The 13,653-nt window shown below is 47.0% G+C and carries 11 protein-coding genes; 5 read left to right on the top strand and 6 right to left on the bottom strand.

The annotated features are described in order from the left end of the window. Window positions 1–6: 6 nt before the first annotated feature. On the bottom strand, window positions 7–1,839 hold the full coding sequence (locus M1D30_RS10605; RefSeq protein WP_248503791.1) for a glycoside hydrolase family 2 protein: 1,833 nt from the start codon (window positions 1,837–1,839) through the stop codon (window positions 7–9). Between the two features lie 119 nt (window positions 1,840–1,958). On the opposite strand from M1D30_RS10605, the gene M1D30_RS10600 reads away from it, so the two are divergent. Genes M1D30_RS10600 through M1D30_RS10590 form a run of 3 tightly spaced genes read left to right on the top strand, consistent with a single transcriptional unit; the run spans window position 1,959 to window position 4,692 of the window. After that, window positions 1,959–2,462 (top strand): gamma carbonic anhydrase family protein, encoded by a 504-nt coding sequence (locus M1D30_RS10600; protein ID WP_248503790.1) that lies wholly within the window; start codon window positions 1,959–1,961, stop codon window positions 2,460–2,462. Window positions 2,463–2,512: 50 nt separating this feature from the next. Continuing rightward, complete coding sequence (locus M1D30_RS10595) at window positions 2,513–4,123, top strand: thiamine pyrophosphate-dependent enzyme (protein WP_248503789.1); 1,611 nt, start codon at window positions 2,513–2,515, stop codon at window positions 4,121–4,123. Next, window positions 4,120–4,692: an indolepyruvate oxidoreductase subunit beta gene (locus M1D30_RS10590; RefSeq protein ID WP_248503784.1), complete on the top strand. Its 573-nt coding sequence runs from the start codon at window positions 4,120–4,122 to the stop codon at window positions 4,690–4,692. The genes M1D30_RS10595 and M1D30_RS10590 overlap by 4 nt, the downstream gene beginning before the upstream one ends. 54 nt (window positions 4,693–4,746) lie before the next feature. Here M1D30_RS10590 and M1D30_RS10585 read toward each other — a convergent pair whose 3' ends face one another. From M1D30_RS10585 to gltX, 4 genes are read right to left on the bottom strand one after another with little or no spacing between them, the layout of a single operon-like run. Further along, a complete protein-coding gene (locus M1D30_RS10585) occupies window positions 4,747–5,139 on the bottom strand; it encodes an FMN-binding protein (protein WP_248503782.1) in 393 nt (130 codons plus the stop codon). 3 nt (window positions 5,140–5,142) lie between these two features. After that, the gene (locus tag M1D30_RS10580) at window positions 5,143–6,228 is read right to left on the bottom strand and encodes a metallophosphoesterase (RefSeq protein ID WP_371874081.1); all 1,086 of its coding nucleotides are present in this window, start codon (window positions 6,226–6,228) and stop codon (window positions 5,143–5,145) included. A 13-nt stretch (window positions 6,229–6,241) separates the two neighbouring features. Further along, window positions 6,242–7,462, bottom strand: a complete 1,221-nt coding sequence (locus M1D30_RS10575; RefSeq protein ID WP_248503781.1) for a 3-deoxy-D-manno-octulosonic acid transferase — start codon at window positions 7,460–7,462, stop codon at window positions 6,242–6,244. Continuing rightward, a complete protein-coding gene (gene gltX, locus M1D30_RS10570) occupies window positions 7,462–8,979 on the bottom strand; it encodes a glutamate--tRNA ligase (protein WP_248503780.1) in 1,518 nt (505 codons plus the stop codon). Before gltX ends, M1D30_RS10575 begins: the two co-directional genes overlap by 1 nt. A 105-nt stretch (window positions 8,980–9,084) precedes the next feature. Between gltX and M1D30_RS10565 the strand changes: the two genes are divergently transcribed. Both M1D30_RS10565 and M1D30_RS10560 read left to right on the top strand, forming a co-directional pair. After that, window positions 9,085–11,154 (top strand): HD family phosphohydrolase, encoded by a 2,070-nt coding sequence (locus M1D30_RS10565; protein WP_248503778.1) that lies wholly within the window; start codon window positions 9,085–9,087, stop codon window positions 11,152–11,154. A 204-nt stretch (window positions 11,155–11,358) separates the two neighbouring features. Then, window positions 11,359–12,852, top strand: a complete 1,494-nt coding sequence (locus tag M1D30_RS10560) for an OmpP1/FadL family transporter (protein WP_248503776.1) — start codon at window positions 11,359–11,361, stop codon at window positions 12,850–12,852. Here M1D30_RS10560 and M1D30_RS10555 read toward each other — a convergent pair. Next, window positions 12,849–13,565, bottom strand: a complete 717-nt coding sequence (locus tag M1D30_RS10555; RefSeq protein WP_248503775.1) for an RDD family protein — start codon at window positions 13,563–13,565, stop codon at window positions 12,849–12,851. The two genes, M1D30_RS10560 and M1D30_RS10555, sit on opposite strands and share 4 nt — an antisense overlap. Between the last annotated feature and the right edge of the window lie 88 nt (window positions 13,566–13,653).

The following is a 13,653-nucleotide window of genomic DNA, read 5'->3' as shown; positions in this document are numbered from 1 at the left end:
TTATTCTTATTTCTGTTGTTTGTTCCACTGCTCCTTCTTGGCGTACCAGTCTTTCACGATGAAGAATGCCTTCTTCTTCTCGCCCTTGTCTGAGTAGAGACCCTTACGGTTGTAGTAGTCCTGAATACCGTCAAGCACACGACGTGGTGAACGGAAATCTTTCAGAATCCAGGGCGTGGTGCCTGCCAGACCCTCAATCTTGTCGAGCATAGCGATGTTCTCAATATAGAGGTTCTCCTGGAACTCCTCTGTCCAACGCTGGTTTTTAGCTCCATGATAGCCGGCCTTGGCTCCACCACCAAATTCGCTGATGATAACGGGTTTGTCGTAGGGAATCTCCCACTTCATCTTGGGAGCGTCGTTCACATCGCGATACCAGCCGATATACTGGTTGAAACTTACCACATCAACGTATTTGTTCATGTTGTCCTGCAGACGGTTCACGTAGTTTGATGCACCAGTGACCTCCATAGCCATAGAGATAAGGCGGGTGTCGTCCAAACTGCGGGCATACTGTGATAGACGGCTCAGGAAAGAGTCACGCTCGGCAGAGTGGGGAGTCTCGTTGGCGATAGACCAGATGATGACGTTGGCACGGTTCTGGTCGCGACGAATCATGTCGGTCAACTGACGCTTGGCATTGTTGAAGGTATTGTCGTTCTTCCATGAGATGGTCCAGTAAACTGGAATCTCACTCCATACCAGAATACCGCGACGCTCGGCTTCGCGTACCATAAACTCGTTGTGGGGATAGTGGGCCAGACGGACATAATTGCAGCCTAGGTCCTGTGCCATTGATAGCAGTGTCTTGGCATCATCGAGCGAGTTGCAGCGTCCACCACCGTTAGGCTTCTCCTCATGGATGCTGATGCCATGGAGGAAGATGGGCTTGCCGTTCAGCAAAATCTGCTTGCCGCGTGTTTCAATGGTGCGGAATCCTACTTGGTCCTTCAGTGTCTCACCTCCGATGGTCATCTCTGTGTTGTATAGCTTTGGATTGTTGGGACACCACAGGGTAAGCTTAGACTTCTGAACAGTGAATGTGGTACTGAAACGGCCTTCGGCATCGGTGGTCGCAGTCTGCTTTAATTTCAACTCGGGGATACTGATAACAACCTGCTTTCCTGCCTCCGCCTTGTTCAGGTTTCCTTCCAGCGAGATGGTCTGCTTCTTGTTCTTGGATTGTGTTTTGCAGAGCTCCCACTTGTAGTTCTCAATATAGGTGGGGGTTACGTCGACGAGCATCACGTCGCGGGTGATGCCGCCGTAGTTCCACCAGTCGAAAATCTGTGTGGGCACGTTGTCACGATGGCGTTTGTTGTCTACCTTCACGATAACCACGTTCTCGCCTTCCTTCAACTCGTTGGTTACATCCATGTTGAATGGTGTGAAACCACCGATGTGATGGGCCACATGCTTGGTGTTTACGTAGACGTGCGAGTCATAGTTTACGGCTCCAAAGTAGAGTAATGTGCGACGGCCTTCCTGCTTGTGATAGTTGAATGACTTCTTGAACCACACTGTTCCCTCGTAGAAGAACAACTTCTCGTCTTGCGTGTTCCAATCGCCAGGAATACGCATCTTTGCGGCCTTGTCAAAGTCGTACTCAATCAGGTCCTCCGGACGCTGAGGCTTGGCATTCTGGAAGAATCCCCAGCGACTGACGTTCATACGATAGTCATAGTAACCTTCCTCTTGCACATCAACGATGTAGTTCCAATCGCCGTTGAGCAGTGTGGTTTGGCGTGCATACACGTTGCCCACCAAGGGCACCTCTTCTGCTTGCACTGCAATGACTGTTGCCATCAGTGCAAAAATAGTAGTTAGAATCTTCTTCATAATTGTTTTGGTTTGCAATTACAAAGATATACATAAAATATGAGAATGCCAAGGATACAGATGAAAATGAACGCTTTTTGTTGCTTTTCTCACTTAAATTGTTTACCTTTGTGCCCACTATGGCATTGATAAAGTCTTATAAAGGTCTAACGCCGAAATGGGGGAAAGACTGTTATTTCAGTGAGAACGCCACTATCGTTGGTGATGTGACGATGGGTGACCAGTGCTCTGTGTGGTTCAACGCAGTGGTGAGGGGTGATGTGGCTCCTATTACTATTGGCAATTGTACTAATGTACAGGATGGTTCCTGTGTTCACGTGACGCATGAGACGGGCCCGACCCATATTGGTAACTACGTGACCATTGGTCATAATGTTACTGTACATGCTTGTACAATCCATGATGGCGCTCTTATAGGAATGGGCTCAACGCTCCTTGATGGTTGCGAGATTGGCGAGGGTGCTATTGTGGCTGCTGGTGCTCTGGTGCTTCAGAATACGAAGATTCCGCCTCACGAGATATGGGGTGGCGTGCCGGCGAAATATATTAAGCCTACACGTCCGGGACAGACGGATAATGCCATCCACTATGTGGAATATGCCAAGGAATATATGAAAGAATAACGGGCATATACCTTACAAAGAAACCAATAAACATTAAAGCTATAAAAAGAATGAAAAGACAACTTCTACTTGGTGATGAGGCTATTGCACTGGGTGCGCTTCATGCCGGTCTTTCGGGCGTGTATGCTTATCCAGGTACACCATCGACCGAAATCACGGAGTTTATCCAGGGTAATGCTCTGGCAAAGGAACGCGGCGTTCATAGTCGCTGGTCTACCAACGAGAAAACAGCCATGGAGGCTGCCTTGGGCATGTCGTTTATGGGTAAGCGTGCTTTGGTCTGCATGAAGCACGTGGGTATGAATGTCTGCGCCGATCCGTTTGTTAACAGTGGTATGACAGGTGTTAACGGTGGTGTTGTGGTGCTGGTGGCCGATGACCCATCCATGCATTCTTCGCAGGACGAGCAGGACTCCCGTTTCTATGGTAAGTTTGCGATGGTGCCTATCTTTGAGCCATCCACTCAACAGGAAGCCTACGATATGATGGCTACAGCTTTTGAATACAGCGAGAAGCAATGTCTGCCTGTGTTGATGCGTGTGACCACTCGCATGGCACACAGTCGTGCTGTTGTTGAGTGTGTTGACGAGCCGCGTCAGCAAAACGAGTTGATCTACAATGCGGTGGCTGCTAACTGGGTGTTGCTCCCAGCTAATGCACGTAAGCGCAATGATGTGGTGACAGCCCAACAAGCTTCTCTTGAGGAAGATGCTGCTAATTCACCTTATAATATATATATGGAAGGTCATGACCTTTCACTGGGAATCATTGCCAGTGGTATTGGTTTTAACTATGTGAATGAATGCTTCCCTAACGGTAGTCCTTATCCTATATTGAAGATTTCGCAGTATCCGTTGCCAAAGAAACTTGTTCGCCGATTGATGAGCGAGTGTAAGCAGGTGCTTATAGTAGAGGAAGGACAGCCATTTATTGAGGATATGGTCCGTGGCGTAGGTGATAGTAAGGATATCAAGGGCAAGCTTGATGGTACGTTGCCACGTACGGGAGAGTTGAACCCAGATATCGTGAAGAAGGCATTGGGCATGGAGATTGGGGAGTGTTTCAATCCATGTGCCGATGTGGTACCTCGTCCACCTGCACTCTGTCAGGGTTGTGGTCACCGCGATGTCTATACTGCATTGAACGAAGTGCTGAAGGAATTTGATAATCCTCGTGTCTTTGGCGATATTGGTTGTTATACGCTGGGCTTCTTGCCTCCGTTCCGTGCTATCCATTCATGTGTGGATATGGGTGCGTCGATTACGATGGCAAAGGGCGCTGCCGATGCTGGTCAATGGCCTGCCGTGGCTGTTATCGGCGACTCAACGTTTACGCATAGTGGCATGACAGGTCTGCTGGATGCTATCAATGAGAATGCTGATATTACTGTTATCATCAGTGATAATCTGACTACTGGTATGACGGGTGGTCAGGACTCTGCTGGCACGAATAAGTTTGAGGCCATCTGTCGTGGACTTGGCTTGAGCGATGAGCATCTGAAGGTGGTTGTTCCCCTGCCAAAGAATATGCCTGAGATTACGCAGATTATTCGTGATGAGATTAACTATCATGGCACAAGTGTTATCATTCCGCGCCGTGAGTGCATGCAAACGCTACAGAGACATTTGAAACAGAAAAAAGCACAGGAGGAAAAGAAATGAAAACAGATATCATTTTGTGTGGTGTAGGAGGACAAGGTATCCTTTCTATCGCAACGATTATAGGCGAGGCTGCCATGAACGAGAATCTTTATATTAAACAGGCCGAGGTTCATGGTATGAGTCAGCGTGGCGGCGATGTGCAGTCGAATCTGCGTATATCGTCGGCACCCATTGCCAGTGACTTGATTGCTAAGGGCGGGGCAGACGTGGTTATCTCTATGGAACCGATGGAAGCCCTACGCTATCTGCCATTCTTATCGAAGGATGGATGGATTATCACTAGTAGTGCGCCTTTTAAAAATATACCGAACTATCCTGATATGGATGTTATCAATGGTGACCTGGACAAACTCCCTCATGTCATTAAGATAGATATTGAGCAGATGGCCAAGGATCATGGCGTACCTCGTTCGGCAAATGTCATTTTGCTGGGTGCGGCGCAAAAGGCATTGGGTATTGAGTATAATAAGTTGGAGGACGCTATCCGTCGCGTCTTTGGTCGTAAAGGCGAGGCTATTGTTGAGGCTAATATTAAAGCATTGGCCTTAGGACGTAGTGCTCAGAAATAACTGAATACATCATAAAAGAAATCGCCGTGGCACTGTTGCCGCGGCGATTTCTTTTTATTTGTTCTTTTCGTAGTATTCTACAGCCAGTTTTACATTCTTTTTGATGGCATCGCTCGAGAATGTAGCTCCTGTACGGCCGTCCACCTCAGCGGTCTTGGCTTCCGACACCTTCATGCCGTCCCATTTGTTCTGCAGGTGTTTCTTTGCAGCATTCCAGTATTTGGGCGTTTCCTGGTTAGGCAGGAACTCAATCTTTTCAATCTTGTTCTTACGAATATAAACCTTCAGAGGAGTGGCGTCAATATAGCCTTTCACGTTCTTACCGAGTTCGGTCGTGTTGACAACATAGGCTCCGTTCTCTTTCACCATGATGTTGTCCTTCTTGTTGGCGCTAGTCAGCAGTACAACGACTGCAAAAGCAGCGCAAATCATTGCAATTTTCTTCATGTCTTATTTAGTTGTTAGTTGTGTAACAATATATTCTGATTGGGTGCCGATGCGGAACTTACCGCCCCAGATACCTATGCCCGATGAAACATAGTAATGCGTGTTGCCGCGTCGTAGTTCACCATGTGAGCATTCATAGATGCGGTCGGTAATCCATGAGATAGGCCATACCTGACCGCGATGGGTGTGTCCGCTCAGTTGGAAGTCAATGCCAGCCTCTTCTGCTTGATTCAGGTTATAGGGCTGATGATCCATCACAATGGTGTATTTCGTGTGGTCTGCCTCGTTGAAGGTTTTTTTTGCAGATTGACGATGTGGATTGGTGCGATCGTCGCGACCAATGATACATAAGTCACCTACAACCTCGCAAGTGTCGCGCAACAGATGAATACCTGCATCCTGATAGAACTTCTGAGCCTGTGGCTCGCCAGAGTAATACTCATGGTTACCTAGGCAGGCGTAAACAGGTGCTTCAATACGCTGAAACTCCTCTGCCATGTTCTCTTCGATGAGTGGTCGCATGCTCATATCAATGATGTCGCCTGCGATGAGTACATAGTCAGGCTTCTCACTGTTTATCATGTCAACCCAGCGATGCAGTTCTGCTCTTGTATTGTGGTAGCCTAAGTGCAAATCGCTTAACATCACCAGACGCAGTGGCTTTTTCAACTCCTTCTCTGTAGTGAGCTGCAGTTCCACGCGTTTCTTGTGTCGATAATGTATGTTCCCTGCTAGGAATACCACAAACAGTGCTAAAGTGATGATGATGGTAGTATAAACATTCTGACAAACCCATCCTTTTGGTATGAGTCTGACCAGACGCCCTAAATCAAGCACTAAGAATGTGATGACTAGATAAAGGAGGATAAACAGACTACTATTGCTGATATCGTAAGACAGTCGCGCCAGCCACAATGGCATGCGGTCGATGGTGCGGTTGAAGTTCAGGAATATGAGCAGAAAAGAGAGTATACCCGTGATGATGAGGATAGCCCTGAATAGGCGTGGCAGAGGAACCAATGTCCATACATGCCATCCTACATAGGCAATTGCCAGAAAGGGCAGTATCATGAAAATCATCATCCACATGGCTCTCATCCTGTTATAGTTTGACGTCTGCCAGAATCTGTTTTGTTGCACCAGCCAATTGCTCTACGTAAGCACCAGCCTGCTGTCCTGCTTCCTGCAATTCTTTTTCATCGTTATCGAAACGATTCATCAGTGTGGTGAAATCTTCATACGATGAGATTTCGAAACCTCCCTTGCAAGCTTTTAGTCCTTGTGCCTCTTGGAACTTATCGTTGTTGGGGCCGAAGATAACAGGGACGTCCCAAACAGCTGCTTCCAGAGTGTTGTGGATGCCAACACCGAATCCTCCACCAACATAGGTTACGTCGGCATAACGATAGATGCTGCTAAGTAATCCGAAGCAGTTAACGATGAGAACCTCCGAGTCCTTAACATTCTCGTTTTCTCCGTTGGTGTAACGTGTCACCTTGCGGCCTTCCAGCATCTTCTCTATCTGTTGCAGATGATCTTCACCTATTACGTGTGGCGCAATGACCAATCGCCAGTCACGGTGTTCATTGAAATACTTGATAAATATTTCCTCATCAGGCTGCCAACTGCTACCTGCAATGAATACCTTGTGTCCTTCAGCAAACTGTTCGATGATGGATAGCTGTTTGGCTTGCTCCTTAATCTGTAGTACGCGGTCGAAGCGTGTGTCGCCTGTCACGGTCACGTTGTACAGACCGATTCTTGCTAAAAGTTGCTTGCTAACCTCGTTCTGTACATAGAAATGTGTGAAGCATTTCAAAACCATGCCATATTGACGTCCATACCAGCGGAAGAACACCTGTCCCTCACGGAAAATGCTGCTGACACTGTATACGGGCACATGACGATGTTTCAGTATGTGCAGGTAGTTGTACCAGAACTCATACTTGATAAAAAAGGCCATCTCTGGGCGGATGATGCGCAGGAATCGGCGTGCGTTGCCAATGGTGTCAAGTGGCAGGTAGCAAATAATGTCTGCGCCTTCATAGTTCTTGCGAACCTCATAGCCTGATGGGGAGAAGAATGTGAGCAGGATCTTTATCTCAGGATGCTCACGTTTCAATTGCTCCATTAATGGGCGCCCCTGCTCAAACTCACCGAGTGAGGCTGCGTGGAACCAAACGTATCGGGCGTTAGGGTCCACCTTTTCGCGTAGCACACGGAAGGCATCACGCTCTCCGCGCCACATTTTTCGTACCTTTTCATTGAAGAGGCTGTAAACAGCTACTCCAAGTAGGTAAAGATAGATGAATAATTGATACATTAGCCCAATACTTCAATGGCTTTTCTTGTTCTACGAATTGTTTCTTCCTTGCCCAGGAATGCAGAGATATCGAACATGCCGGGACCTTTTCCTTCACCAACCAAGCACAGGCGCCATGCGTTCATGACATTGCCCAGTTTTAACTCATTCTTCTCAATCCATTCGTGCACAATTTTCTCCTGGTTTTCCAGTGAGAAATCGTCGATACCCTCGAGTATCTCGCACAGCGCGGTCAGCGTTTGTGCAGAGTCTTCCTTCCAGCGCTTCTTGGCAGTTTTTTCGTCATAAGCGGTGGGTGCCTCGAAGAAGAAAGAGCAAAGAGGCCACATCTCCTTAACAAACGATACACGGTCTTTCATCATCTCGCACACCTTGACGATGCGGTCGAACGAGTCCTTCACACCGTGAGAGCGTACCTCAGGCTCCCATAGATGAGCAATCTCCTCGGCACTCTTCTTCAAGATATACTCGTGGTTGAACCAGATGCCCTTCTCGTAGGCGAACTTAGCACCTGCCTTTGAACACTTTGAAATGTCGAAGAGGGGCACTAGCTCGTCCAGCAGGAAGAGCTCCTGCTCTGTGCCGGGGTTCCATCCCAGCAGTGCCAGGAAGTTGATGACGGCTTCGGGGAAGTAGCCCTGCTCACGATAGCCTGTTGAGGTGACGTTGCCTTGCTCGTCTTTCCAGTCAAGTGGGAATACTGGGAATCCCAGACGGTCGCCGTCGCGCTTTGACAACTTGCCCTTGCCGTCTGGCTTTAGCAACAGGGGCAGGTGGGCAAAACGGGGCATGGTGTCCTCCCAACCAAAAGCTTTATAGAGAAGCACATGGAGTGGGGCAGAAGGCAGCCACTCTTCACCACGAATCACGTGGGTGATTTCCATCAAATGGTCGTCGACGATATTGGCCAAGTGATAGGTGGGTAATTCGTCGGCACTCTTGTATAGTACCTTGTCGTCGAGAATGTCGCTCTTAACGCGAACCTCTCCACGGATCATATCGTCCACCAATACCTCTTCGCCGGCGTCAATCTTGATACGTACCACATATTGGTGACCTTCGGCAATCAGCTTGTCAACGTCTTCTTTACTCATCGTCAGAGAGTTACGCATCGTCTGACGTGTCTTGTTGTCATACTGGAAATTCTCAATCTCCTTGCGCTTGGCATCCAACTCCTCGGGGGTGTCGAATGCAATATATGCTTTGCCGTTGTCTAGCAACTGCTGCACGTATTTCTTGTAGATGTCGCGGCGCTCGCTCTGACGGTAAGGACCGTAGTTTCCACCGAAACTCACACCCTCGTCGAATTTGATGCCCAACCAATTGAAAGCCTCAATGATGTAGGCTTCGGCTTGTGGTACAAAGCGGTTCGTGTCGGTATCCTCAATACGGAACACCAGTTCACCACCATGTTGGCGAGCAAATAAATAGTTATACAAGGCGGTACGAACACCACCGATATGAAGGGGCCCTGTGGGGCTGGGTGCAAAGCGCACCCTAACTTTTCTTTCTGTCATGATTCGTTTTTCGATATTTTGCGTGCAAAGGTACGAAATATTTCTCAATAAACAGTGGTCAATTGTCGATTATTTCGTATCTTTGCACCAAATTATATATATGCAATGGGAAAAATCGATTTGAAGAACGATATAACATGGCGCTCTATGGTGGCCCGCGTAGCATTGGTTTTAGGTACCGTGGCCATCATCGTGTGGTTCATGCCGCGTGACAATAAGCCAAACTTTAAAATGGATGTCAACAAAGTGTGGCTTTACAATGACCTGAATGCTCAGTTTGATTTTCCTGTTTATAAGACCGATTCTCTGGTGCAAGCTGAGCGCGCAGAAGTGTTGCGTGATTTTGCCCCTTACTATATTTACCATGAGGATGTGGCCGTTCGCCAGGAAAAACTGTTTGCCGAGCATTTGCAAAAGCATTTTCATGGCTTTGGTTATCATTTCCAGCGGGTGATGACCAGTTGCCTGAGCAAGGTCTATAGCATGGGTATCGTTGATACCAAAGAACCTCTTACGCAGATTGCCGATTCTGCTCAGATGATACGACGCATTGACGACAAGGATGTCACACAAGTTTCTGCCATTCAGGTTTTTACTCCCCGTCAGGCTTACGAGTATATACAGCATGCTCCAGAACTAGTGGTCTATCGTGAAGTACTGAAAGAGATAGACCTGAATAATTTCTTGGAACCCAATCTGACATACGATGAGGACCGTAGCGAATCGGCTCGTCTGGATTTGTTGAATAGTATTCCTTTGGCTGTTGGCGTGGTTCAGAGTGGGCAGAAGATTGTTAGCCAGGGTGAGGTGGTAACGGAGCAGACTTATCAGATACTCTTATCCTATGAGAAGGAGATGGACCGTCGTTCAGAAACCGATTCTGCATTTAATTTCATGCTGATAGGTGAAGCTCTTTTCGTTCTCATGATCATCACGCTGTTCATGATTTACTTGTCTATCTATCGCAAGGATTTCTTTGATCAGATGCGCTATGTGGGAATGCTTTTCACCCTTCTCATTATTGCCACGCTGATGGCGTCGCTACTGGTTAGTCATAGCCTGCTGCATGTCTATATATTGCCTTTTGCCATTGTTCCGATTTTTGTGAGGGTCTTTATGGATTCTCGAACGGCTGTCATGACGCATCTGACGGTTGTGCTAATCTGTGCCAGTATCTTGCAGAAACCGCTGGAGTTTATCACGGTCGAGATGATTGCCGGACTAACGGCAGTGTTCTCGCTGCGTGAATTGTCCAGTCGTTCGCAACTGTTTTGGACGGCCATACTCACCTCGGCGACAGCCATGGTAACAAACTTGGCCATTTTCATGATTCGTCACAATGATTTCTCTCAGATTGACGACAATGAGTATGTTTATCTGGCCATTTGTGGTATCGTCATTTTCTGTAGTTACCCGTTGCTCTATCTCTTCGAGAAATTCTTTGGCTTTATTTCGGATATTACCCTCATCGAACTTAGTGACATGAATAAGGACTTGCTGAGGCGTATGAGCGAGGTGGCACCAGGCACCTTCCAGCATAGCATTCAAGTGGGCAATTTGGCTGCGGAGATTGCACGCAAGATAGGCGGCAATCCTCAATTAGTGCGCACAGGTGCTCTATATCACGATATAGGTAAGATGCAGAATCCTATCTATTTCACAGAGAATCAGTCAGGAGGAATCAGCCCTCACGACACTCTTACGTATATCGAGAGCGCACAAATGATTGTGAGTCACGTAACCGAAGGCCTGAAACTGGCAGATAAGTATAATCTCCCCGTTCAGATTCGTGACCTGATTGCAACACATCATGGTTTGGGTAAAGCCAAATATTTTTATATCAAGTATAAGAATGAGTATCCCGATCAACCTGTCGACGAATTGTTGTTCACCTATCCTGGTCCCAATCCTTTCACGAAGGAACAGGCTATTTTGATGATGGCCGATGGTGTCGAGGCGGCTTCCCGTTCCCTGCCAGACTACACTGAGCAGAGTATTCGCCAGCTGGTGAATAAACTTATAGATGGCATGAATGACGATGGCTATTTCCGTGATTGTCCCATTACTTATCGTGATATACAGTATGCCAAGACTGTGCTCATTGAAAAGCTCAAGACCATTTACCATACACGTATCAGTTATCCTGAAATGAATGAAACTTCCAACGCCAAATAATGTGATTTGCGTTGTGAATTAATTCGATTTGCACACAATTGCCCTCTTTTGTGCAACCGTTCTTTGCACAAATATGGTAACTGTGTGCAATAATTAATATCCGTTAAGTTAACGAAGCTTAAATTATGCACATTCTTTTCTTTTGTGTGCGATAACGAGTGTACCTTTGCAGCCGATTTTTCAAAGTATTGTTAAAAACAGGATATGAAAACAAAAGCAATTCTGGCCGGCATCATGCTGGCAACAGCCGCCACAACAGCTCAGGCTGGTGGCATCTTAACCAACACGAACCAGAGTATTGACTTCCTTCGCAACCCTGCTCGCGATGCGGCTATTGGTCTCGATGGTGTCTACAGTAACCCTGCCGGTGTAGCTTTCATGCCCGAAGGCTTCCATCTTGGTTTCAACTGGCAGTATGCACACCAAACACGTACCATTACTTCTACCAATCCCTATCTGGCACTGGGTAAGAAGAATAATGGTTCAGACACCAAGATTTTCGAGGGCGTCGCTGATGCACCTTTCATCCCTTCACTTCAGGCTGCGTGGAATAAGAACAACTGGAGTTTGCAGTTTAACTTGTCTGTGCCTGGTGGTGGCGGTTCATGCGAATACGCTGATGGTTTGGGTTCTTTCGAGAATACGGTAGGTTCTATTGCCAATCAGCTGAAGCCTCTGGGCGCTACAGGTTATGATATGGACGGCTATATGCAAGGACGTCAGTATTATTTCGGTTTCCAGGTAGGTACGGCTTATAAAGTGAACGAGCATTTGGCTGTTTATGGTGGTATGCGTTTGCTTTATGGTTCTGCGACCTATAAGGCAAAGATTAGCAATATCATGGTTAGACTGGCCAATGACCAGTACGTGAACTTCGGCAGCTTCCTGGAAAGCGCTGCAACGACAGTTGATGCAGGACTGGATCAGGTTAATGCTGGTATGGCTCAATATGAGGCTGCTGGTGCCACCGAACTTCCTCAATATGCCGAATTGGTTGCCAAGAAGGCACAGTTAGAGGGTACGAAAGGTAGTCTGAATGCTTTGCAAAAGTACTCTGAGGGTGTGAATCTACTGTGTAACCAGTCAAGTGTTGGTATTGCACCTGTTGTGGGTATTGACTATAAGATTGGCCAATTTAACTTTGCTGCCAAGTATGAGTTCAAGACCGAGATTCACATGAAGAACGAGTCGACGGTGAACCAGGCCAGCGAGATTGCTGCCGTGAATAAGTTCCGTGATGGTGAGGAGGTTAATGAGGACCAGCCAGCTCAGTTGGCTTTGGGTGCCCAGTGGAGTCCCGTTGATGTTGTTCGTCTGAATGCTGGTTGGCATCATTATTTCGACAAGAGTGCTAACTGGTATAACAATAGTCAGAATCTGCTGGACCACGACTCTAACGAGTTCTTATTGGGTGCAGAGTGGGATATTAACGATCGCGTGACAATCTCACTGGGTGGACAGATCACTCGCTACGGACTTACCGACCAGTATATGAACGATATGTCGTTTGTGGTTAATAGCTATAGCTTGGGATTTGGAGCTAATTTCAAGGTGAGCGACAATGTAATTGTCAAGGGAGGCTATTTCCAGACGAACTATGGTGACTACGACCGTAAGGACTATCCTACGACAGGTGTCAGTGACTCGTTCACTCGTACCAACTACGTGCTGGGTCTGGGATGTGAATTGACTCTCTAAATCTCTTCTAAAGCATAATATTGATAATCGCGAACGATCCGCTGTAAGAAGGCGAGGTCGTTCGCTTCTTTTTTCTCAATATTCAATTTCTGCTGCACTTTCTTAGCTAACAGGTTAAGACGCTGTGCGAAGTCGTCACTGCGAGTGTTAATGGCGCGTGTGATTATGTCTATCTGTTCCAATGCTAAATCAGCGGCCTGGGGATATCTTGGCGTATAATTCTTGGCTAGATAGTCATATTCGTCAAGGCTGATTTGTATTTTCTTGTATTTTTGTTGCTTTATAACCACGGTGCCTGCTGCCAGATCACCTAACCGTTGATTGTCTCGTGTCAGGATCATGATAACCAGTCCGGCAAAACTGGTTAAGGGACCGTCAATCAGATACAACATCCAGCGCATCAGGTAGGAACCCAGACTGGGCGACGTGCCATCTTGTTTTATGACGCGCATCTTCATAACCATCTTGCCAAGGGAACGTCCTTGATTAAAGATTTCGCAGAGTAGGGTGTAGAACATCGGTGGCAGAATGAGCAATACATACATGATCACGGAATCACTCGTCTTCAATGTCGCATCAATCCATAGGAGAAGTACCATGTAGGCAATGATGACCAGCCAATCAATAAGTTGTGCAAAAATGCGGTCGCCTACACTGGCCACTGTAGGTTGAATACGAACATATTGTCCTGTTATGATGCCTGATTCTGCCATATTGTTACGATTTTTGCGACAAAGATACGAAATAATTAACAAAACATGCGGTTAAATCGCAATTATTTACTAATTTTGTCGCAAAATT

The organism is Prevotella sp. E15-22 (genome assembly GCF_023204875.1).
In the GTDB taxonomy this organism is placed as follows: Bacteria; Bacteroidota; Bacteroidia; order Bacteroidales; family Bacteroidaceae; genus Prevotella.
The sequence above is the reverse complement of the archived record's forward strand: the minus strand, read 5'-3'. Positions and strand labels throughout refer to the sequence as shown.

Bases quoted from the DNA above. Each gene is read 5' to 3' on its own strand.
- M1D30_RS10565 (WP_248503778.1), top strand. From the start codon at position 9,085: ATGGGAAAAATCGATTTGAAGAACGATATAACATGGCGCTCTATGGTG.
- M1D30_RS10555 (WP_248503775.1), bottom strand. From the start codon at position 13,565: ATGGCAGAATCAGGCATCATAACAGGACAATATGTTCGTATTCAACCT.
- M1D30_RS10590 (WP_248503784.1), top strand. From the start codon at position 4,120: ATGAAAACAGATATCATTTTGTGTGGTGTAGGAGGACAAGGTATCCTT.
- M1D30_RS10600 (WP_248503790.1), top strand. From the start codon at position 1,959: ATGGCATTGATAAAGTCTTATAAAGGTCTAACGCCGAAATGGGGGAAA.
- M1D30_RS10580 (WP_371874081.1), bottom strand. From the start codon at position 6,228: ATGTGGATGATGATTTTCATGATACTGCCCTTTCTGGCAATTGCCTAT.
- M1D30_RS10585 (WP_248503782.1), bottom strand. From the start codon at position 5,139: ATGAAGAAAATTGCAATGATTTGCGCTGCTTTTGCAGTCGTTGTACTG.
- gltX (WP_248503780.1), bottom strand. From the start codon at position 8,979: ATGACAGAAAGAAAAGTTAGGGTGCGCTTTGCACCCAGCCCCACAGGG.
- M1D30_RS10605 (WP_248503791.1), bottom strand. From the start codon at position 1,839: ATGAAGAAGATTCTAACTACTATTTTTGCACTGATGGCAACAGTCATT.
- M1D30_RS10560 (WP_248503776.1), top strand. From the start codon at position 11,359: ATGAAAACAAAAGCAATTCTGGCCGGCATCATGCTGGCAACAGCCGCC.
- M1D30_RS10595 (WP_248503789.1), top strand. From the start codon at position 2,513: ATGAAAAGACAACTTCTACTTGGTGATGAGGCTATTGCACTGGGTGCG.
- M1D30_RS10575 (WP_248503781.1), bottom strand. From the start codon at position 7,462: ATGTATCAATTATTCATCTATCTTTACCTACTTGGAGTAGCTGTTTAC.